General features: G+C 62.7%; 14 protein-coding genes. 8 read left to right on the forward strand and 6 right to left on the reverse strand.

Annotated elements, in window-relative coordinates:
* The first annotated feature begins 283 nt into the window (after nt 1–283).
* From VGL22_RS14080 to VGL22_RS14105, 6 genes are all read left to right on the forward strand, one after another.
* Complete coding sequence (locus VGL22_RS14080; protein ID WP_465267569.1) at nt 284–1387, forward strand: tetratricopeptide repeat protein; 1104 nt, start codon at nt 284–286, stop codon at nt 1385–1387.
* 124 nt (nt 1388–1511) lie between these two features.
* The gene (locus VGL22_RS14085; protein WP_465267570.1) at nt 1512–4358 is read left to right on the forward strand and encodes a phosphoenolpyruvate carboxylase; all 2847 of its coding nucleotides are present in this window, start codon (nt 1512–1514) and stop codon (nt 4356–4358) included.
* A gap of 413 nt (nt 4359–4771) precedes the next feature.
* A complete protein-coding gene (cysK, locus tag VGL22_RS14090) occupies nt 4772–5746 on the forward strand; it encodes a cysteine synthase A (protein ID WP_465267571.1) in 975 nt (324 codons plus the stop codon).
* Between the two features lie 81 nt (nt 5747–5827).
* Complete coding sequence (gene cysE / locus VGL22_RS14095; RefSeq protein WP_465267572.1) at nt 5828–6559, forward strand: serine O-acetyltransferase; 732 nt, start codon at nt 5828–5830, stop codon at nt 6557–6559.
* 246 nt (nt 6560–6805) lie between these two features.
* Complete coding sequence (locus tag VGL22_RS14100; RefSeq protein ID WP_465267573.1) at nt 6806–7090, forward strand: GIY-YIG nuclease family protein; 285 nt, start codon at nt 6806–6808, stop codon at nt 7088–7090.
* Nucleotides 7091–7264: 174 nt separating this feature from the next.
* Nucleotides 7265–9439: a PA14 domain-containing protein gene (locus VGL22_RS14105; protein ID WP_465267574.1), complete on the forward strand. Its 2175-nt coding sequence runs from the start codon at nt 7265–7267 to the stop codon at nt 9437–9439.
* A 258-nt stretch (nt 9440–9697) separates the two neighbouring features.
* Here VGL22_RS14105 and VGL22_RS14110 read toward each other — a convergent pair whose 3' ends face one another.
* The 3 genes from VGL22_RS14110 to VGL22_RS14120 all read right to left on the reverse strand — a co-directional run bounded on the left by VGL22_RS14110 (nt 9698) and on the right by VGL22_RS14120 (nt 15917).
* Nucleotides 9698–11164 carry an efflux transporter outer membrane subunit gene (locus VGL22_RS14110; RefSeq protein WP_465267575.1) on the reverse strand — a complete coding sequence of 489 codons (1467 nt, stop codon included), beginning with the start codon at nt 11162–11164 and terminating at the stop codon, nt 9698–9700.
* A 179-nt stretch (nt 11165–11343) separates the two neighbouring features.
* On the reverse strand, nt 11344–12618 hold the full coding sequence (locus VGL22_RS14115; protein WP_465267576.1) for an efflux RND transporter periplasmic adaptor subunit: 1275 nt from the start codon (nt 12616–12618) through the stop codon (nt 11344–11346).
* Nucleotides 12619–12635: 17 nt separating this feature from the next.
* Complete coding sequence (locus VGL22_RS14120; protein ID WP_465267582.1) at nt 12636–15917, reverse strand: efflux RND transporter permease subunit; 3282 nt, start codon at nt 15915–15917, stop codon at nt 12636–12638.
* Nucleotides 15918–16546: 629 nt separating this feature from the next.
* Here VGL22_RS14120 and VGL22_RS14125 point away from each other — a divergent pair.
* Both VGL22_RS14125 and VGL22_RS14130 read left to right on the forward strand, forming a co-directional pair.
* Nucleotides 16547–16966 (forward strand): DUF6677 family protein, encoded by a 420-nt coding sequence (locus VGL22_RS14125; RefSeq protein WP_465267577.1) that lies wholly within the window; start codon nt 16547–16549, stop codon nt 16964–16966.
* Nucleotides 16966–17142, forward strand: a complete 177-nt coding sequence (locus tag VGL22_RS14130) for a hypothetical protein (RefSeq protein ID WP_465267578.1) — start codon at nt 16966–16968, stop codon at nt 17140–17142. The genes VGL22_RS14125 and VGL22_RS14130 overlap by 1 nt, the downstream gene beginning before the upstream one ends.
* Nucleotides 17143–17265: 123 nt before the next feature.
* On the opposite strand, the gene VGL22_RS14135 is transcribed toward VGL22_RS14130, so the two are convergent.
* The 3 genes from VGL22_RS14135 to VGL22_RS14145 form a co-directional block, all read right to left on the reverse strand.
* The gene (locus VGL22_RS14135; RefSeq protein WP_465267579.1) at nt 17266–18255 is read right to left on the reverse strand and encodes a GNAT family N-acetyltransferase; all 990 of its coding nucleotides are present in this window, start codon (nt 18253–18255) and stop codon (nt 17266–17268) included.
* 364 nt (nt 18256–18619) lie between these two features.
* Nucleotides 18620–20416, reverse strand: a complete 1797-nt coding sequence (locus VGL22_RS14140) for an ArnT family glycosyltransferase (protein ID WP_465267580.1) — start codon at nt 20414–20416, stop codon at nt 18620–18622.
* Between the two features lie 96 nt (nt 20417–20512).
* A partial coding sequence (locus VGL22_RS14145; RefSeq protein WP_465267581.1) for a DHH family phosphoesterase occupies nt 20513–21481 on the reverse strand: 969 nt, incomplete at its 5' end.

Consider the following 21481-nt stretch of genomic DNA (forward strand, 5'->3'; position numbering starts at 1 on the left):
GAACCGCGCAGAGCGGCCGCACCCGGTGAGTGTCAATTGATTTATGCCACGTTCCGCTGAGCACATTCATTCTTGCGTCGCACTTAGGCCGGCGCGGAGTAAGTCTTGAGGCATCTTCGCGCGCTCTTGTTCTTTCCCTTCAATTCATCCCCACTGCGAACGCCCACGTCGCTAACATCCCCCGCGGCAAAGCTGTCACTTTTACTAAGTGCACAACGCACGATCCGGTGCAAACGTAAGGATCGACCACTACAGATAACGCCTGACCTAAACAGGAGGCGATGTGTACTCCACTTGTCTCTCTCATCGAATTCCACTTCTGCTCGGATTGTGTCTCTGCCTGTCTCAACCCTCCTGCTTTGCCCAGACCTCTGCGGTCGTCGCCGGAAGGCTCGCCCAACTGCAAAAGCGCGCGGACAAAGGCTTCACTCACGAGCAGATCGAACTCGCTGAAGCCTACATGAAGGGCCAGGGCGTCCAACGCAATCCCTCCCTGGCGGCTTACTGGTATGAAAAGGCCGCCAGGAATGGAGATCCGGCGGCAGAACATCAGATCGGCTATCTCTACAGCGCAGGCCTCGGGGTTCCGCGCGATCAGATCCGCGCCGCTCACTGGTATCAACTCGCCGCATCCTCCGGTTTGCCCACCGCGCGCGTGAACCTCGGAGTGATGTACCTCTACGGCAGAGGCGTACCAAAGGACATCGCCCGCGCCAGGGAACTGTTCCAACAGGCCGCCGACCATGGTGAAGGCGTTGCGGCAACCTATCTCGGCGTGTTGGAGTTCACCGGCAAAGGCGGACCACCCAACCTCCAGGCCGCCAGGAAATGCTTCCAGCAGGGAGTCAGGCTGCACGATCCCGTCGCAGCCTATGAGCTGGCTACCTTCTACCAGAAATACGATACCCAGACGCACGACAACCGGGAAGTTGCTGACTTGCTGCGCCGCTCGTCCGACAGAGGATATGTGCGCGCAAAATATGCACTCGGCATCATGCTCCTGAATGCTCCGCAACTCACCCGCTCTCCCGCTGAAGCCATCAAGCTCCTTGAAGATGCGTCCAATGCAGGAGACTGGCTCGCAGCCATGGCTTTGGGCGACATCTCCTCCAGCGGCTACCACGCCGCGAAAGACTTCGCCCGCGCTTTCTACTTCTACAAAGTCGCCATGCTGGAGGGAGGCAGCCCAGCACAGGAGGCCGTATCTCCAAAACTTGAAGCCGTCGCGCCCAGCGTCTCAGAGAAGCAACAGTCAGAAGCCACTGAACAGGCAAATTTCTGGATCGAGCAACACCGCGCTCCTCTGATGTTCGTGCTCCAGGCTGGGGGCGCCATACCGACTTTTAAGGATCTCTCCACTCCTGCCATGGAGAGCTCGGAAAGATAGTTGCCGTCATAAATCTCCACGTCCCACAGCGGCATCCCCGCTGCCCCCGTCCGTCGTTGCCGGTGCGTTCGGTTCAGGCCCGCAGTGATAGCCGCCCTTGCCAATCGGTGATAATCAAATCACCATGGCGCTCTTGTGGAACCCTGAAAGCTGGTCGCAGAGACTGGCAGAGATCGAAGCTCAATCCGGTGAATTGAAAGAGGCTCCGCTGCGTCGCGACGTGCGTTCGCTGGGTACTCTCCTGGGCGAGGTGCTGCGCGAGCAGGCCGGCGAAGACCTCTTCGCTCACGTCGAAGCTCTGCGCCAGGGAACCATCCGCCGCCGCGATGCGGAAGCCCGCGGCAGTGAAGAAGAGGCTGCGCGCCACGGCGCCACAGCCCTCGAATTGGTCCATTCCCTTCCCGTGGAACGCGCCGTCCTGCTTACCCGCGCCTTCGCCTTCTACTTCGAACTGATCAATCTGGCTGAGACCAACCACCGCAAGCGGCGTCGCCTTGCCCTGCAGTTGAGCGGCGCGGCCGGACAACAGCGCGGCTCCCTGGCCGGCACACTGTGCGCCATGAAGCGTGTCGGCATCACTGCTGACGAAGCCATGCAGTGGCTGCACCGTGTCCTCATCGTGCCCGTCTTCACCGCTCACCCCACTGAGGTTGCCCGGCGCTCCGTCATGTTCAAGCGCCGCCGCATCGGCGAGTTCCTCGCCCAGCTTGACCGCATTCCCGTTCCCCGTCAGGATATGGCGCGCCTTGAAGAGCTCATCCGCGCCGAAATCACCAGCCTCTGGCAGACCGACGAGGTTCGCTCCCGCCGCCCCTCCGTCTATGACGAGATCAAGATGGGCCTCGACTACTACGATGTCTCCATCTTCGAGACCCTCTACGGCCTCTATGAAGAGATTGCCCAGGCCCTGCGTTCCGCTTACGACCTGGAGATTGAAGTTCACGACCTGCCCCAGGTCCTCCGCTTCGGTTCCTGGATCGGCGGCGACCGCGACGGCAACCCCTATGTCACGCCGGAAGTCACACGCGATGCCCTCCAGCTCGCGCGCGGGCACCTGCTGCTGTTCTATGAGCGCAAGCTCGACGACGTCATTGACCTGCTCACCACCAGCGCCCAGCAGCGCGCCGTCAATCAAGACCTCCGCTCGCAGCTCCAGGCTTACCTCTCGCACCTCCACACGCCGGAGACGCAGGTCTTCGGCGAGCACTACCAATACGAGTACTACCGCCGCTTCGTGATGTGCGTGAAGGCGCGCGTGCAGCGCACCATGGATGCCTCGCGCTTCATCAGCGCCGCGGGCCAGGCCATCGCCGTGGTGCGGCATGTCGTAGCCCAGGGCCATGACGAGCTGGCCCAGGCCCTGCCCCCCTATTGCTCGGTCCAGGACTTCACCGGCGACCTCGAACTCCTGCGCAAATCGCTCGCTGAAAACGAAGGTCTCCGCATCGCCCGCACCCTCGTCGACCCGCTGCTCCTCCAGGTCCGCACCTTCGGCCTGCACCTCCACACCCTCGACATCCGGCAGCACGCGCGCCTCCATGCCCAGGCCCTCAAAGAGGCGGTCGCCGACTCCGCCGCTCCCACCCTGCCGGGCAGCTTGTCTGAGGAAACCTCGAAAGTCCTCGAAACCCTCCGCGTCGTCGCCGAGGCCAAAAACGGCTGCACCCCTGAAGTCATCCGCCATTACGTCATCAGCGGCGCCGCCACTGTTGACGATGTGCTCGCCGTCGTCCGCCTCGCTCGCCTCGGAGGAGTCAAAGTCGAAGGCCACGGCCGCGATCCCGGCCTCATGCCCGTTCCCCTGTTCGAAAGCATTGAAGACCTGCGCAATGCCCCCGCCGTCTGCCGCGAGCTCTGGAGCCGCGACGACTATCGCCAGCTACTCAAGTCCTGGGACAACTGGCAGGAAGTCATGCTCGGCTACTCTGACTCCAACAAAGACGGCGGCATGCTCACCAGCACCTGGGAGATCTTCCGCGCCCATCGCGATCTGCACGTCGTGGCCCGCGAGTGCGGCGTCAAGCTGCGCCTCTTCCATGGCCGCGGCGGCACCGTCGGCCGCGGCGGCGGCCCCACCCATCGCGCCATCTTCGCGCAGCCCATGGACTCCTTCGAAGGACAGCTCCGCATCACCGAACAGGGTGAAGTCCTCAACTTCAAATACGCGGACGAAGTGCTCGCCGAGCGTAACCTCGAGCTCATGATCGCCGCCTCCCTTGACGCCCTCGCCCGCCCCAACGCGCGCGATCCCCGCGGCCACTTCACCGGCGTGCTCAGGCCCGACTGGGAAGCCGCCCTCAATGAGCTCTCTGATATCTCCTTTGCCCACTACCGCCAGCACATCCTCGAAAACAAAGACGTCATTACGTACTTCGAGCAGTCCACCCCCGTCGGCGAACTGGAGCAGGCCAAGATCGGCTCCCGCCCCGCCCGTCGCAAAGCCACCCGCAACATCGGCGACCTCCGCGCCATCCCCTGGGTCTTCGGATGGACCCAGTCGCGCCTCCTTGTCCCTGCCTGGTTCGGCGTCGGCCATGCCCTCAGCCTTTACCTGGAGCGTCCCGGCTCGCTCGCCCTTATGCAGGCCATGGCCTGCGAGTTCCCCCTCTTCATCGATCTGCTGCGCAACGTTGAAATGGCCCTTGGCAAAGCCGACCTCGCGACTGCCCGCCTCTATTCATCCCTCGTCGAAGATCCCGAATTGCGCGATCGCGTCTACAACATGCTTGAAGCCGAGTTTCATCGCAGCGTGCGCGTGCTCCTCGCGATCACCAATCAATCCGAGCTCCTCGAAGACAACCAGGTCCTCGCCCGTTCCATCCGTCTGCGCAACCCCTACGTCGATCCCATGCACCTCATCCAGATCGACATGCTCCGCCGCAAGCGCGCCGGCGAAGACACCCCTGAAGTGAACCGCGCCATCGCCGCCACCATCAGCGGAATCGCCGCCGGCCTCCGCAACACCGGCTGATCCCCAACTCTTCACAAACTCGTCATCTCCACAAACGTGTCATCTCCCCAACCTCCGCATTCCCACAACCTTGTCATCCTGAGCGCAGCGAAGGACCCGCTTCAATCCAACTCTCCCCGCCCACCCCCCCGAGCGACTTTTTTCCGTCGCGAGGAGTACAGCCGCATCCCTCTCCCAGCCAGCAATGGCGGCGAAGCCGCGGTCAGCCCCACCGCAGGTGGCAGGTGGTACTTGCACCCGTCCACCCCCGGGGTCTACGCTATTGCCATGCATCGATGTCGCTAACACCGCCCTGGTGAGAGCTCCGATGCCGGCGCGTGCCTGCTCGCGCGCGTAGACTTCCCGCCTGACAGCTCCACCACCTTTCAGAACCTTCCAGCACGTCGGGACCCGCCCGGCATTAGGAGAGCATCATGGCGCGTATCGCCGCAGACGTAACTGAACTCATTGGAAAAACTCCCCTCGTTCGCTTGAATCGTGTCGCTGCCGGGCTGCCGGCCACCGTCGTTGCCAAGCTTGAAAGCCGCAATCCCCTCGCCAGCGTCAAAGACCGCATCGGATACGCCATGGTCAACGCCGCTGAAAAAGACGGCAAGATCAAGCCCGGCGAGACCGTGCTCATCGAGCCCACCAGCGGCAACACCGGCATCGCCCTCGCCTTCGTCGCCGCCGTCAAGGGCTACAAAATCATCCTGACCATGCCTGAGACCATGAGCACGGAGCGCCGCGTCCTCCTCAAAGCCCTCGGCGCGGAAATCGTCCTCACCCCCGGCCCCAACGGCATGAAGGGCGCCATCGCCAAAGCCAATGAGATCCTGGCGCAAACCCCCAACGGCCACATCCTCGGCCAGTTCGACAACCCCGCCAACCCCGCCATCCACTACGCCACCACCGGACCCGAGCTCTGGGAAGACACCGACGGCAAAATCGACATCCTTATCTCCGGCGTGGGCACCGGCGGCACCATCACCGGCGCCGGCAAATACATCAAGGAGCGCAAGCCGGAGTTCAAGGCCATCGCGGTCGAGCCCACTGACAGCGCCGTCCTCTCCGGCGGCAAGCCCGGCCCCCACAAGATTCAGGGGATCGGCGCGGGCTTCATTCCCACCATCCTCGACACCTCCCTCATTGATGAAGTGGTCCAGGTCACCAATGAGGAATCCATCGCCATGGCGCGCCGCCTGCCGCTTGAAGAAGGCCTCTTCATGGGCATCTCCTCCGGCGCCGCCGTGCAGGCCGCACTCAAAGTCGCCGCGCGCCCTGAGAATGCCGGAAAGCTGATCGTCGTCATCCTCCCCAGCTTCGGTGAGCGTTACCTCTCCAGCGTCCTCTTTGACTCGCTGCGTCAGGAAGCGCTGGCTCTGCCCACACAACCGGTGACCCTCTAAGCCGTGACCAACCCGCCCGCCATCGAGAATCCCGTCCTTGACCCAGCCTCATGTCAGGGACGGGGAAAGGCCGAGCCGACCATGAGCCTGTTCGAGCGCATCGGTGAAGATATCCGCTCCGTCATGGAGCGCGATCCCGCCGCGCGCTCGCGCCTCGAAGTCCTCACCTGCTACCCCGGCCTGTGGGCCGTCTGGATTCATCGCGCCTCTCACCGCCTCTGGCACGCCAGGCTGCGGCTCCCCGCCCGCATCCTGTCGCAGGTCGCCCGCTTCTACACCGGGGTCGATATCCACCCCGGCGCGCAACTCGGTCGCCGCCTCTTCATCGATCACGCCACCGGCGTGGTCATCGGAGAAACCGCCATCGTCGGCAACGACGTCACCATCTACCAGGGCGTCACCCTCGGCGGCACCGGCAAACAGCATGGCAAACGCCACCCCACCATCTGCGACAACGTCTTCATCGGCAACAACGCCAACGTGCTCGGCAACATCAACATCGGCCGCAACTCCCGCGTCGGCGCCGGCTCCGTCGTCCTCAATGACGTCCCACCAGACTCCACTGTCGTCGGCGTCCCCGCCCACATCGTCTACAAGAACGGCCAGCGCGTCCTCATCACAGACCCGCACGAGATCAAGGATCCGCTCTCCGACGTCCTGATCGCTCTCTCCGCGCGCGTAGAAGAACTGGAGCAGCGTCTCGGCGGCGCCCACCGCCAGCCCGAACCCTTCGCCGAAGAAGAAGCCGAGCGTACCGCCTACCGCAACGAAGTCCGCCTCGCCGAATTCGTCTCCATGGGCGAAGGCATCTAACCCCACCCAATGACCTTGTCATCCTGAGCGCAGCGAAGGACCCGCTTTCCGCTTTGCGTCATCCCCCCACCACAAACCTTGTCATCCTAAGGAGCCAGAGCGACGAAGGACCCGCTTTTCGGTCCGCGTCATCCCCCCAGCCACAACATTGTCATCCTGAGGAGCGTAGCGACGAAGAACCCGCTTCACCGACTCCTGTATCCCCCATCACACAACGCACCAGAACACCCGAATTACCTTTCTCATGTGCGCGATCACAACTACTTCACGTACATCGTTACGAGCAAAAGCCGCACCATCTACATCGGCATGACAAACAGCCTTCTCAAGCGCATCGCGCAGCACAAAAACAAAACCTTCCCTGGCTTCACCTCAACGAATAACTGCGACCGCCTCGTCTGGTTCGAACGCTTCGAGCACGTAGACAAAGCAATCGCGCGCGAGAAGCAACTCAAAGGCTGGCTGCGTTCCAGAAAAATCACCCTCATCGAAAACACCAACCCAACATGGGAAGACCTGAGCGCCTCCTGATACACCTCAAATCCCTCCAACACCTTGTCATCCTGAGCGCAGCGAAGGACCCGCTTCTAGGTCCGCTTCCCCCCACCACAAACCTTGTCATCCTGAGGAGCCCGAGCGACGAAGGACCCCCCTCACCCACCCGCGAACTGTGAAATGCTAGAGTGAACCTTCGGAGTCCCACGTTTGCGTCTCGCACTGATTTTCTTGCTTGCTCTACCTGCCTTGACCCACGCAGCCACGCACACCCGCGTAGCCTCCGCCCCTGTCCCCCCTGAACTCCGCTCCACCGCCTACACCGTCAAGATCAACGGCGCTCCCATCGACGTGGCCCACGCCGCCGCCAACTACGATTACGCCACCTTCGACTTCGACCACGGCCCCGCCGACATCGAGATCACCGCGGCCGAGCCCGGCTTCTGGGATCGCGGCGTCGACATTGAGCCCTGGCGCCTTGGCCTCCGCGCCACTCGCGATCACCAGACCATCCGCTTCCGCCTCGACCACCCCGCCAAGCTCTCCATTTCCCGCCCCCGCGACTTCCTCAATCAGGCGAAAATGCTCTTCCTTTTCGCCGCAACCCCGCCGCCCCCCGCCCCCCGGCCCGATCCCAACGTGAAGATCTACGGCCCCGGCATCTACCGCGAAGGCATCACCGCCACCACCGGCCAAACCATCTATCTCGCGCCCGGCTCTTACTTCTACGGCGGCGTGAATCTCTGGCAGGTCGATCACGTCAGAATCTACGGCCGCGGCACCTTCATCTACGACGGTCCGCAGGACCCCACCACCGACGAAGGCTGGATGCACAAACGCGACTGGCACTGCATCGTTGTCGACGAAGGCCGCGACATCGAGGTCCACGGCCTCACCTGCATCGTGCGCTCCCGCACCTGGTCCATCCAGATGAAGGACTCCGACGGCCTGCTCTTCGACGACCTCCGCGTCATCGGCGGCAACCCCGGCAACGCCAACCAGGACGGCATGGACTGGATCGGCTCCTCCAACGGCCTCGTCCGCAACTCCTTCTTCCGAGCCAGTGACGATGACATCGCCCTCATGGGCAACTGGGATGGCTATACCGACGCCGACATGGTCCGCCCCGGCAAAGTGGTCCACGACATCACCATCGAAGACAGCCAGCTCTCCACCTCCATCTCCAACATCGTGCGCGCCGGCTGGCCCAAAAAAATCTTCAACTCCTGGAACTTCACCCTCCGCAACTCCGACATCCTCCACGCCGGCATCGGCGCCTGCGGCCAAACCTTTGGCCTCATCGGCTTCTGGGGAGCCAACGGCTCGCGCGGCGATCACAACAACTTCCGCTTCGAAAATCTCTGGCTCGATAACTGGTATTCCCTCGCGCAGATGGAGCAGCAGGCGCCCTCCCTGCGCAACTTCACCTTCAAAAACATCTGGGCGCTCGATCAGCCGCCCCTCGTTGGATCAAACCTGCGCGGCAACATCACCGGCACCGTCTTTGACAATGTGAAATACGGCCAGAAAATCGCCGCCACCAACGCCGACGTTCCACTCGCTGCCGACACTCCGCAGCCCGTCGCCTTCAAGGCCGACAGCGGCGCCGAAGCATCGTTCTCCATCGCCCCGCCCGTGATCGCCAAAGACACAAAGGTCACCTTCACCGCCAGGCCCACCCCGCATGCCAAATACACCTGGCGCTTCGGCGACGGCTCAACCGCGGAAGGCCGCGTCGTCCATCACACCTTCACTGACGCCGATGGAACGGACCTCGACGCCCGCAACGGTGCTGGCCGCTTCCGCGTCATGCTCCGCGCCGTCGACAAGGAGAAGAAAGAGGACTGGGCCTCGCAGGGCGTCGTCGTCGTCGCACGCTGGTTCGAGCCCGCCAATCCTGCCGGCGACACCACACCCGGCCTGGCCTTTCACATCTATCCCGACACGTGGGCTGAGCTGCCTGACTTCACACACCAGCAGCCTGTGCTCGAGGGCTCCGCTCCCAACCTCAACGCCAACGCCCAAGGCTACACTCGCTACGCTGCCGTCTGGGACGGCTTCATCGACATCCCCGCCGACGGCGGCTACACCTTTCACCTCATGGATCGCGATGGCGCGCGCGTCGTCATCGATGGCGTAGAAATCGCCAGAACCGGTCCACCCTTCCCGCAGGTCTGCGGCTCACCCGGCAACGCCGTCCGCTACGATCGCGGCGCCCTCGGCCTCCACGCCGGCAAGCACACCCTCCACGTCGAACAGCTCCACCAGCAAAGCGACGGCCCGCCGCGGCTCCTGTGGGAAGGCCCCAGCCTCCCCCTCACCGACGTCCCCTCCGCCGCCTTCTCCCAACAACGCCACGACACCGTGCGCGGCACAACCCGCTAGCCCCATCCCAACACAGTCGAACGGGTGCCCCAGGTCTCCTGGTTTTGAAGACCTGGGCTGGATGTGCGCTGAAGACCCGGGCTGCAGACCTGGGCTGGATGTGCGCTGCAGACCTGGGCTGGATAGCCGTAGCCGTGGCCGTGGCTGTGGTTGTGGGAAAGCGGGAAACGGCACTCCCGTTTTCCGCTTTCCCATCAACCCGCCCCTTGACGATCCAGACCGTCGCTGAGCTACCGCGAAGGACCCGCTGTTTGCTCGCTACCTGGGAAGCAACGAAGCATCCCATCCCCCACCCAGGGCCCGAACCAGTTGCACACTCGCCGAAAACTGCCGCGTCTCCAAATCCGTTAACGTCCTCTGATTGCTCAACAGCGCCGTCTCCGCCGTCAGCACTTCCAGATAACCCGTAGCTCCCGCCTTGTAACGCTGATTTGAAATATCGTACGAGCGCTGCGCCGCGGCCACTGCGCGCTGTTCCACGGCCGTTTCGTCATTCAGAATCCGCAGCGTAGAGAGATTATCCTCCACTTCCTGAAATGCCTGGAAGATGGTGTTCTTATACGCCGCCGCCTGCGCCTCGTACTGATGCCGTGCCTGATCCGTCATCGCGTGCCGCTGTCCCGCGTCGAACAGCAACTGCGTAGCCTGAGCCCCCAGCGACCAGAGCGCGCTTGGCCCCTGGATCCAGCTACCGCCATGCGTGCTCTCAAACCCGCCTGTGCCCATCAGATCGATGGTTGGATAATACGCCGCAATCGCCACCCCGATGCGCGCATTCGCCGCCGCAGCCTGCCTCTCCGCGGAAGCAATGTCCGGCCGCCGCTCCAGAAGCTGCGACGGCACGCCCACAGGTACCTCCGGCAGCTTATCCTCCAGCGGCGAAAACGGAACACTGAACTCCGGCAGGTTGTACTCCGCCAGCGTGCCGATCGCGTGCTCAAACTGCGCCCGCGCCACGCCCACATCCACCAGTTGCGCGCGCACCGTTTCCAGCTGCGTTTCTGCCTGCGCCACATCTACATCCGTGGCCACGCCACCCTGCAAACGCCGCTGCGTCAGATCGAGCTGATGCTCCAGATCCGCGACCGTCTTCTTCAACAACTGCGTCTGCGAGTCCAGCCCCCGCAACTGAAAATAATCCGCCGCCAGTTCCGCATGCAGCAGCAAATCCACGTTGGCCAGATCCGCGCCGCTGGCCTGCGCGTTCGCGCTCGCGGCTTCCACGCTGCGACGGATCTTGCCCCAGAAGTCCGGTTCCCAGCTACCCTGCCCGCCCATGATCAGATCGTTGTACTCGGCATTCGTACTGCTAAGCACGTTGACCCGGTGCGTTGACTGCTTGTAGTGCGTCGCGCTCGGCGTCAATGACAGCTTGGGAAACAAGTCCGCCCGCACCACCGCAATCTGATCGCGCACCGCAAGATAATTCTCCGTCGCCTGCTTGAGCTGCTGGTTATTCGTCGCAATCCGTTCTTCCAGCGCGTTGAGTGCGGGATCGCTATAGACCTCCCACCACTTGCCCTTCAGCATTCCGTCCGAAGGCGAAGCAGGCTTCCACCCGCCATTCACCGGATTCGGCGGTGCCGTCACTGAAGGCGCGCCCGTCTCCTTATACGCCGGCGGCGCTGTATAAACCGGTTTGTTGTAGTCGGGCCCCACCGGCTTACACCCGGCAAGCAGTGCAACCGCGCCCAGGCACCCCATCGCCACTGCAAATCTCAACATAGGTTTATCTTTGTCATCCTGAGCCGCAGGCGAAGGACCCGCTTTTGCCTCACTCCACATACCCACAACCTTGTGATCCTCGCCCTGAGTGCAACCAAGGGTCAGGACCCGCTTTTGCTCTTCTTCTCTGTCATTCCCGCAGGCAATCTGCTGCTCCCCACTTGCAGGCGACCACATCCCTACTTGCCTCCGCCGTTCTTCGGCTGCTCCACAAACACCTTCTGGCCCTCAATCAGCGAGTCCGGCGGATCCTGAATCACGCGATCGTTCCCGCTCAACCCCGACACCACCTGCACCGTCGCTCCATCGTCCTGGCCAATCGTGATCGGCACCAGGTGCGCCACATCCGCGCCATCGCGGCTCACCACCATGCCAATCCGCATCCCCTCGCGCCGAAAGATCAACGCGGACGCCGGCACAATAAACGTCTGTGCTGCCGCGGCCGCCTTGAACTGTACCTGCGCCAGCGAACCCGGCATCAGCTCGCCCTTGCGGTTATCCACGTCCACCTCCACCAGCAGCGTGCGGCTCGCCGGATCAATTGCGTCCGCGGTCCGCACCAGCGTGCCCTCAAACGTCTTCCCCGGATGCTGCGGAAACGTGAGCGCAATCTTCTCCCCGCGCTTCACCGCCGCCGTGTAGACCTCCGGAACATTCGCGTAGACCCTCAGCGTCTGCAGCGCCTGCAGATGAAACAGCTCGTTCGCCGAGCCCTCCGTAATCAACTGCCCCGTATCCACGCCGCGCGCCGTCACCACTCCGTCAAACGGCGCATACACCTTCTCAAACGACTGCAATTGCTTCAGCCGCGCCACATTCGCCTGTGCCGACTTCACCCCGGACGACGTCGACGCCGCCTGCGTCACCAGCGTCTCCGTCTCCTGCTTCGACACGGCATCTGACGTAACCAGCCCTTGATAGCGCTGTGCCTGTGCCTTCGCATTGCCGGCATTCGTCTCCGCCGTCGTCAGATCGGCCTCCGCCTGCGCCACCTGCTGATCCAGTTCCGGCGTCGCAATCTCCGCCAGCAGCGCGCCCTTCTTCACCCGCGCGCCAATGTCGTAATACCAATGCACCAGGTACCCGCTCGTCCGCGCGTACAGCGGCGCATCCGTATACGCCGTCACGTTTCCGGGCAGCACAATGCTGTTTGCCTCCGTCCCCGGCTTGGGCGTCAGAGCAATCACCGAGGGCGCCGCATTCTCCGTCGTCGTGCGCGCCAGCACCTCGTTGTTGTTATGCCGCTTCCACATTCCGAAAACCGCCAGCGCGATCACCGCCACACCCACAATCACCAGCGCCACGGACGTGCCACGCCGCGACGCAGGTGGATGATCCGGCGCCGACTCATGTCCAGCCTCATGTCCAGCCTCATGTCCAGCCTCGTGCCGAGCCTCATCACCGGCCCGCTGCCGCTCGTCGATGCGCGCTCTCTTATCCGATTCGTTCGTCATAAAACCGCTACTCCCAATTACTGGTCAAACTCGTCAAGTGTCGTCCCCGTCGCCGTCACCGCGCGCGTCTTGCGGCGCTCCAGCCATCCGTGTACAACCGCAAAGAAAACAGGCACAAAAAACAGCGTGGCCACCGTGGCCAGCATCAGCCCGCCAATCACCGCGCGTCCCAGTGGTGCGTTCTGCTCGCCGCCCTCGCCCAGCCCCAGCGCCATCGGCACCATGCCGATAATCATTGCCAGAGCCGTCATCAACACCGGTCTGAAGCGCACAAACCCCGCATTCAGCGCAGCCTTGCGCGCATCGCCCACCAACGCCTCAAGCTGCTCGCGGGCAAAGCTCACCACCAGAATCGAGTTCGCCGTCGCCACGCCCATGCACATAATCGCGCCCGTCAGCGCCGGTACGCTCAGCCGCGTCTCCGTCAAAAACAGGAACCACACAATCCCCGCCAGCGCCGCGGGCAGCGCCGAAATAATCAGAAACGGATCCAGCCACGACTGAAAATTCACCACGATCAGCAGGTACACCAGCAATATCGACATCGCCAGTCCACCCAGCAAACCGATGTACGACTTGTACATCGTCTCGCTCTGCCCGCGCACGATGAACTGCGATCCCCGCGGCAGCTCCTTCTTGTGCGCGTCCACAATCTTCTGCAGCGACCGCGTCACCGTGCCCAGATCCGTCCCGCGCACATTGGCGAAAACATCGATCACCGGCTGAATATCGTAGTGGCTCACTTCGCCAATCTCGCTGCCCGGCTCAATCGCCGCCAGATTGCCCAGCACCTGCACCGGCCGCGCAGTACCCGCGGGCAACGTCGACCCGCCATTCGTCACGCTGCCGCCGGAAGTCACAACCGCCGAACTGCTCATCGCCGTCGCATTGCCTGAAATCGGCAGGCTCTGCAGCTTCGCCATGCTGTCCAACTCGTACTGCGGGCTCTGCGTGGCGATGTTGTAGCTCACCCCGTTCCGCGGGTCGAGATAAAAATTCGGCGCCGTCTGAAAACTGCCGCTCAGCGAAATCAAAATGCTCTGCGCCACATCACGCTGCGTCAGCCCCACAGCTTGCGCACGCGTGCGGTCCACGTTCACCGTCATCTTCGGATAATCGAATGGCTGCTGAATGCGTGCATCCGCCACGCCCGGCTTATATCGGATCTCGTCCAGCATCCGCTCCGCCAGCGCCCGGTTCTCCCACAGCCGCGGCCCGATAATCTGAATATCAATCGGTGCCGCCAGCCCGAAGTTCAAAATCTGCGTGACAATATCCACCGGCAGCACGTAGAACGTCACTCCGGGATACTGCCGCGCCAGCAGCGTCCGCAGATGATCGACATACTCCTCCGTGGGATGATGTTTGTCCGTCAGTTGCACCTGGATATCCGCATCCGCCGGGCCCACCGGCGCTGACGTCGAATACGAAAGATTCAGCCCCGAATACGGCAGCCCGATATTGTCCACAATATTGACAATCTCGTCCGCCGGAATGTTCTGCCGAATGGTTCCGTCAATGTGATCGCACAGCGCCGCCGTCTCTTCAATGCGCGTTCCCGTCCGCGCCCGCACGTGAATCTTGAAACTCCCCGCATCCACCGAAGGAAAGAAATCCTGGCCCAGCGACGGCGTCAGAATCCCCACGGAGGCCACGGCAAAAATGATAAAAAGCACAAGAAAAATGGCCGCGTGATTCACCGCCAGCGTGAGAAATCGCAGATAGCCCACGCGGATCTTCTCAAACCTGTCTTCAAATCCCAGTTGAAAACGCGTGAACGGATTGCGGCTGGCCTGCTTCCGCTGGGCCTCCGCATCATCGTGCTCGTGCAGCAGATACCGCGCCATCGTCGGCACCACCGTTCGCGACAGCAGATAGCTGGCCAGCATCGCAAATACCACCGCTTCGGCCATGGGCACAAACAGGTACTTCGATACACCGCTCAGAAAAAACATCGGCACAAACACAATGCAGATCGCCAGCGTCGATACCAGCGCCGGCGTCGCGATCTGCGCCGCGCCATCCAGAATCGCCTGCTCGATCTCCTTGCCCGATTCCAGATTGCGATTGATGTTCTCGATCTCCACCGTCGCGTCGTCGACGAGGATGCCCACCGCCAGCGCCAGCCCGCCCAGCGTCATAATGTTGATCGTCTCGCCCAGCGCCGCAAGGCACGCCAGCGAGCAGAGAATCGACAGCGGGATCGACACCGCGATGATCAGCGTCGAGCGCCAGCTCCCCAGAAACACCAGGATCATCAGGCCCGTCAGCACGGCGGCGATAATGGCCTCGCGCACCACGCCCTTGATCGCCCCGCGCACAAAGATCGACTGATCGCTCAGCGCGGAAATCTTCATCTGCGGCGGCAGCTTGCCCCTCAGCCCCTCAATCCTCGACTGCACGCCGTCGATGATGTCGAGCGTCGAAGCCGAGCCGATCTTCATGATGTTCATCAGGATTGCCCGGTGCCCGTCCACGCGCACAATATTCGTCTGCGGCGGGCTGCCGTCGCGCACATGCGCCACATCCCGGATATAGAGGATCGCCCCGTTCGCCGTCTTGATCGGCAGATCGTTCAGGTGCGCAACAATCTCAGGCGCGGAGTTGGTCTCGATCGCATATTCAAAGCGGTCGATCTTCATCGTGCCCGACGGCGCAATCACGTTCTGCGCGTTGATCGCATTCACCACATCGGAAGGCGACAGCCCTTTCGCCTGCAGCGCATGCAGGTCCAGGTCCACCTGGATCTGGCGCTGCTTGCCGCCATACGGATACGGCGTCTGCGCGCCCTCCACCGTGGCCAACTGCGTACGGATCGTGTTCTGGCCCAGGTCGAACAGTTGCTGCTCATCCAGCCCTTCGCCAGAGAGCCCCAGTTGCATCACCGGCACGCTCGACGCGTTGTACTGGATGATGAACGGCGGAAACGTACCCGGCGGCAACTGCCGCACCATCACCTGGTTGATTGACGTAACCTGCGCCACGGCGTTGGCAATGTTCACATGCGGCTGAAAAAACACCTTGATCACTGCCACGCCGTTCAGCGAATTCGACTCGATGTGCTCGATGTCGTTCACCGTCGTCGTCATGCCGCGTTCGCTGCTCGAGACGATGCGGTTCGCCATCTGCTCGGCAGACAGCCCGCTGAAATTCCAAACCACCGTGATGATGGGGATATCGATGTTCGGAAAAATATCCGTCGGCATCGTCTCGATGCTGAACACGCCGACAATCAAAATTAAAAGCGCAAAGACGACAAAGGTGTAGGGCCGTCGCAGTGCGAGCCGGACAATCCACATCATAGGGCTGGTTCTCGCTCCAGAGCCGGGCCGGCCGGGACAGGGATGCACAGCGCCGTCTCACCATCCCGCACGGCCGGCCCGGCATTAGCACTCTGACCCCCTGGCAAACCCGCCAAGGTCTTCTCAACCGAGTGAATCTATTATGGTAGTCGAAGTCGCACCCGAAAAGCACCGCGCGACTCAGCAAGGGAAATTCCCACTTTCAAGAGACGCTCCGCTCCCGCCAAATGACGCATTCTTTGCACCCCCCCCTTTGTGAAGAAATGTAAAGGCAGGGGGCTAGGTGCTAGAGCCCAGGTTCGAGGACTCGAGGTTTCCCGCCACCACCTTGTCCTCGAGCTTTCCCACTCACCTTGCCCTCGACGTTTCCCACCCCACCAACTTGTCATCCTGAGCCGCAGGCGAAGGACCCGCTTCAACCTAGCTCCCCTAATGCCTATGCCTGACGCCCGATACTTAACCCTGATCACCTATTCCCTGTCCCCCCGCCCCTTTGTCCCTTTCTCCCTTTTTCCCTTGTCCCTTTTTGCCTCTTTCCCTTTTCCCCTTTTTCCCTTTGTCCCCCTGTCCCTGACACCCCCCTCCGGGAACCTCCGCACCCCCGCGTACGTTATAGTCAAAAAGGAATGTCCACACCACCCAACAGAATCGCCGCGGCCGGCCGTGCCGCACCTGCACAAGGCGGCTTCGTCTACCTGCCCCTCATCGCCGGATGGCTCATCCCCGGCGCTGGACACTTCCTGCTGCGCAAGTGGGGACGCGGCGCCCTCCTCGCCCTTTCCATTCTCGGCATGTTCATCCTTGGCCTCGCCATGCAAGGCAAGCTTTACTCCAACGCCCACGACATCCTCGAGACCCTCACCCTCGTCGGCGACCTCGGCAACGGCCTCGTCTATATCGTGAGCCGCGCATTGAACGCCGGAGCCGACCAGGTTCAGGTCACCACCGGCGATTACGGCACGCGCTTCATCGTCGTCGCCGGCCTGCTCAACGTCATCGCCGCCGTGGATGCCCATAACCTGCGCACCGGGAGGAAGCCGCTCTAATGCATCCCTCCCATTTCAGCGCGGTGCTGCTGTTTGCTCTCTTCGCATCCATCGTCTTCGGCATCACCATGCGCGACACCCCCCGGAAAATGGTGCGCTACGGCGCCTACTGCTTCGCCCTGTTCGCCGGCGCCGCCATCGTCCTGAGCTGGCTCATGTTTTTGATTGCGAAATGAAAAGGGCCGGGAAGCAGGCATCAGGCATGGGATTAGGCATCAGCCACTACGCTTAGGCGTAAACTTCGCCCGCATCACCCCCACAAACTTTGTCATCCTGAGCCGCAGGCGAAAGACCCGCTTTCACACAGCGCGCGACGCCACCCCAATCTTCTCCCACACCGCCGCATCGAACGTATGCCGGCAAACATACCCCTCCGCCTTATACAGCTCGATAGCCTTCTCGTTCGCCTCTGTCACCGTCAGCGAAACCTCGCTCATCCCCTGCCGCCAGAACCCCGCCGCCGCCATCGACAGCAGCGTCCTTGCCAGCCCCCGCCGACGGTACTGCGGCTTGATGCAAAGCTGCGTGATATGCCCGCTCTGCGCGCTCACCCGCGATCCCAGAATCAGCCCCACCATCTCCCGGCTCGCCCGGTCGCACACCGCATACGAAACATGCGGCGCAAACACCCCGCACCCCGAATAGCGCACGATGTTATGCAGGAACCGCATCGATCCGTGCGCCGACCGGTATTGATCGTTGATCAGGCTGTCCGGATGTCCCCCGTACGCCTCTGAAATCAACCGCCCCGCCACGTTCAGGTCGTCATCGCGCCACGGCCGCAACTCCAGCTCCCGCGCCACCTCGGGCTGAGGAGCATTGTGGTCCGCCCGCAATTCCTGCACCATGAACAGCCGACGGTAAAGCTCAAATCCCGCGTCCCGGAAAACCGGCGTATGCTCCCCCGAAGGATGCAGCAGCAACTGCGACTCGATCCGCTCCACCTGCGGCGAGTGCTGCAGCGTCTCGAACAGATGCGTCAGCAGTCTGTGCTCCACCGCCAGCGAGGACTTGCCGTCATCCCCCGGCATCGCAAACACGTCCCCAATCACGGCCTTGGTCTCTTCGTACACGCAGAACGCGTACCCCGTCACGGTCCCGTTCTCCAGCGCCGCGTAACCCGGCAGCATGTGCCCATCCAGATACTGCAGCAGGAGCCGTGCCGATGTCCCGTAATCCCAGTGCAGGCGCGCCCGCCACATCTCTCCCTCCGCCTCCAGCAGGGGACGCAACAGCGTCCCGCTGAAGTGCCGCAGGTCGAGTATTTCCAGCGATACGCCCGATGTCATGCTTTACAACCCCTCCGGCGACAACGCGAATGCCTTCCGGTTACTGTGCCACGACTGGCCAAGGACCGCAACTCGCTGCCCTGCCGCGCCTTACCGAAACACGGGCGCCCCCAAGGCCCCGTGCCCCATCCTCGCCGCGTCTTGAGACGACCGCACCCCAATAACTTGTCATCCTGAGCCGCAGGCGAAGGACCCGCTTCTCCACCCCCTTCCCACCTTACCCAGACCTCGCGCAGTCAACCCCACCACAGGCGGCGAAGCCGCGGTTGGCCCCACCGCAGGTGGCAGTCAACCCCACCGCAGGCGGCGAAGCCGCAGTTGGCCCCACCGCAGGTGGCGGTTGGCCCCACCGCAGGTCTGGTGGTTACCGCGCTCCCACCAGATACACTTCCAACCCCTGCTCCGGCCAGCTGAACAGCTCCTCATAATGACGCCCCTCGAGATACGCCTCCAGCGCCGCCGCCGTGTGCAGATCGACCCCGTTGCGCCCCGTCACCCGAGCCACCAGCAGGTGCTGCTCATCGGGAACGCCCGTTTCCTCGTAGTTGGCCACCTCGTGATTCCGGTAAAACGCCAGCCCGTACTCCACGTCTCGCCTTACCCGGAACACCGCCACCGTCTCAGACGGAGGCGCATAATTCTGCAGCCGGTCCGCCAGCGGCCGCGCCGAATACGACCGGTCCATCGCCCGGATCACATGCTTGGTGCCGTCAATTGCGGGAATCCCGAACACCGGGCCCACCCCGTAGATAAACAGCATCAGCACCATCAGCACCAGCGACGTCACCAGCCGCAGCCGCGCCACCCCGTAGCCGTGCACCACAATTACGATAAGCAGCGCCGCGCCCGCTGCCGCCACCACCGCCACCCCCAGCGGCCGCGCCGGCGGCAGCTCCGGCCCATGCTCCACAAACCACGGCAGCAGCAGCGCGAACGCCGTCATGATCCCGCACAGCGCCGCATGCCCCGCCAGTTCCAGCCGGTGCAACCCCGTGGGCCGCTTCCGGAACAGGTAGTCGCCGATCAAAATCGTGATCGGAGGAATGGAAGGCAGAATGTATCCCGGCAGCTTCGACTGCGAAAACGAGAAAAACACGATGGGGATAATCGCCCACAGCACCAGAAACTCCGGGAACGCATCCCCCGGCCGGCTCACCTTCTTCTTCGCATTCGCCTGGTGCCGCAGCCGCCACTCCGCCACCGATGTCTGAATTCCATCCCACAGAGCGCGCAATGCCAACACCGTCCACGGCATCGTCCCCAGCAGCACCACAATCACGTAGTAGTACACCGGCTGCTGATGCTGGTACCGGTTCGTGGCAAATCGCTCCAGATTATGCTGCAGGAAAAATTCCCGGAAGAATGTCGGATTCTGGTGCTGCACCGCGATAAACCACGGCAGCACGATGGCAAAATAAAGCAGAACCCCCGGCCACCAGAACGACCGCCACACAATCGACCACTCCTTGCGCAGCGCCGCAAACGAGCACACAATCACCAGCGCCAGAAACGGCGCCACCGGCCCCTTCGCCAGCGTCGCTACCCCGGTAAAGAAGTAAATATCGAACAGCCAGAACTTCGAGTCGGTCTCATACCACGCATACCAGCCCAGCAGCCCAATACACAGCGGCGCCGCCATCTGCATGTCCGTCGACGCGCCGCGCGAGAACCCGATGATTGCCGCGCACGCCACCGTGATCAGCGCCGCATCCAGGTGCCCGCCTCGTCGGAATCGCTTCATGTGCAGGTAGATCAGCGCCGCCATCATCAACGCAAAGCTGGCTGAAGGCAGCCGCGCGCTCCAGTCGTGTACGCCAAACTCCTGGAACACGAACATCGCCCGCCAGTAGTAAAGCGCCGGCTTCTCCAGCCACGGCCGCCCATATAGATAAGGCGTCACGCACGCCGTCAGCTTGCCTTTCAGCGTATGCGCTTCCTCAAAGCGCCCCAGCATCTCGTGCGCAATCTGCGCATAGCGCGGCTCATCGGCGCCCACCAGCCCCAGCCCGTCCCCGCCCAGCGCCGGAGTCTCTCCATATGTAAGAAAGAAAATGGCGAACAGCGCAAACACCGCTGCTTCGCATATCGTCGCCCAGCCGGGCAGCCGCTTGCGCAGACGTTCAGCCGATACCGGGGCAGATGGTTCCAGGTATGTCTCCACTTACTGAAATTCTCCAACTCACGCGGACAGCCAAAAGGCTAACAGATTCGTTCCCGACCGGGGGTGCACTATCCCTGGCTCTGCCAGGGTAGGAGACTACCCATCCAGTCCCAACTGCCGAACGCCCGGCCTGAGCTCTCCCAGAATCTCCTCCAGCGCCCGCGCCAGCGGTCCATCCAGACTCACCCCCGCCGCACTCTCATGCCCGCCTCCGCCCAGCCGCTCGGCAATGCTGGATACGTCCACCCGCCCCTTGCTGCGCAGGCTTACCCGTATCCGCCCCTCCGGCAACTCGCGCAAAAACGCCGCCGCCTCCACCCCGCTGATCGACACCGCATAGTTCACAATGCCTTCGCAGTCTTCCTCGGCCGCGCACGTGCGCAGCATGTCCTGCTGCGTCACCCAAAGCCACGCCAGCCGGCCCTCGCGCTTGAGATTGCTCAGCGCCGCTCCCAGCAACAACAGCTTCGAGGTCGCGGTCGAGAAGTACACCTCCTGCGCAATCCGGATCGGGTCAGCCCCCGCCTCCACCAGCCGCTCCGCCAGCGCAAACGTCGAAGCCCGCGTCCCCCCATAACAAAATCCGCCCGTGTCGGTCAAAATCGTCACGTACAGGCACGTCGCCATCTCCCGGGTCAGCGCCATGCCCGACGCCTGTACCAGCCGGTGCACCAGCTCGCCCACGCTCGCCGCGCCCCGGTCAATCCAGTTCAGGTGTCCGAAATTGCGGCCCGTCGAGTGGTGGTCGATATTCACGATGTAAAAGGATCCCAGCCCCCGCAGCTTGGTCCGGTCCAGCCCGTCGCACTCCAGCATAATCACCGCGTCATACGGCCCGTGCACATGCATCGCAAAGCGGATCGCTTCCGCCCCCGGCAGGCTGCGATATATGCCCGGCACACGGTCGGAAGCCACCAGATCGGCGCGCTTGCCCAACCGCTCCAGCAGCATTCCCATGGTCAGCATCGAGCCCACCGCATCCCCGTCCGGACGCGAATGCGAGCACACCAGAAACCGCTCCCCGCGGCGAATCACATCAAGAATCGCTGCCAGCGGCTCCTCGGG

Source organism: Occallatibacter sp. (assembly GCF_036502485.1).
Taxonomy (GTDB): domain Bacteria; phylum Acidobacteriota; class Terriglobia; order Terriglobales; family Acidobacteriaceae; genus Telmatobacter.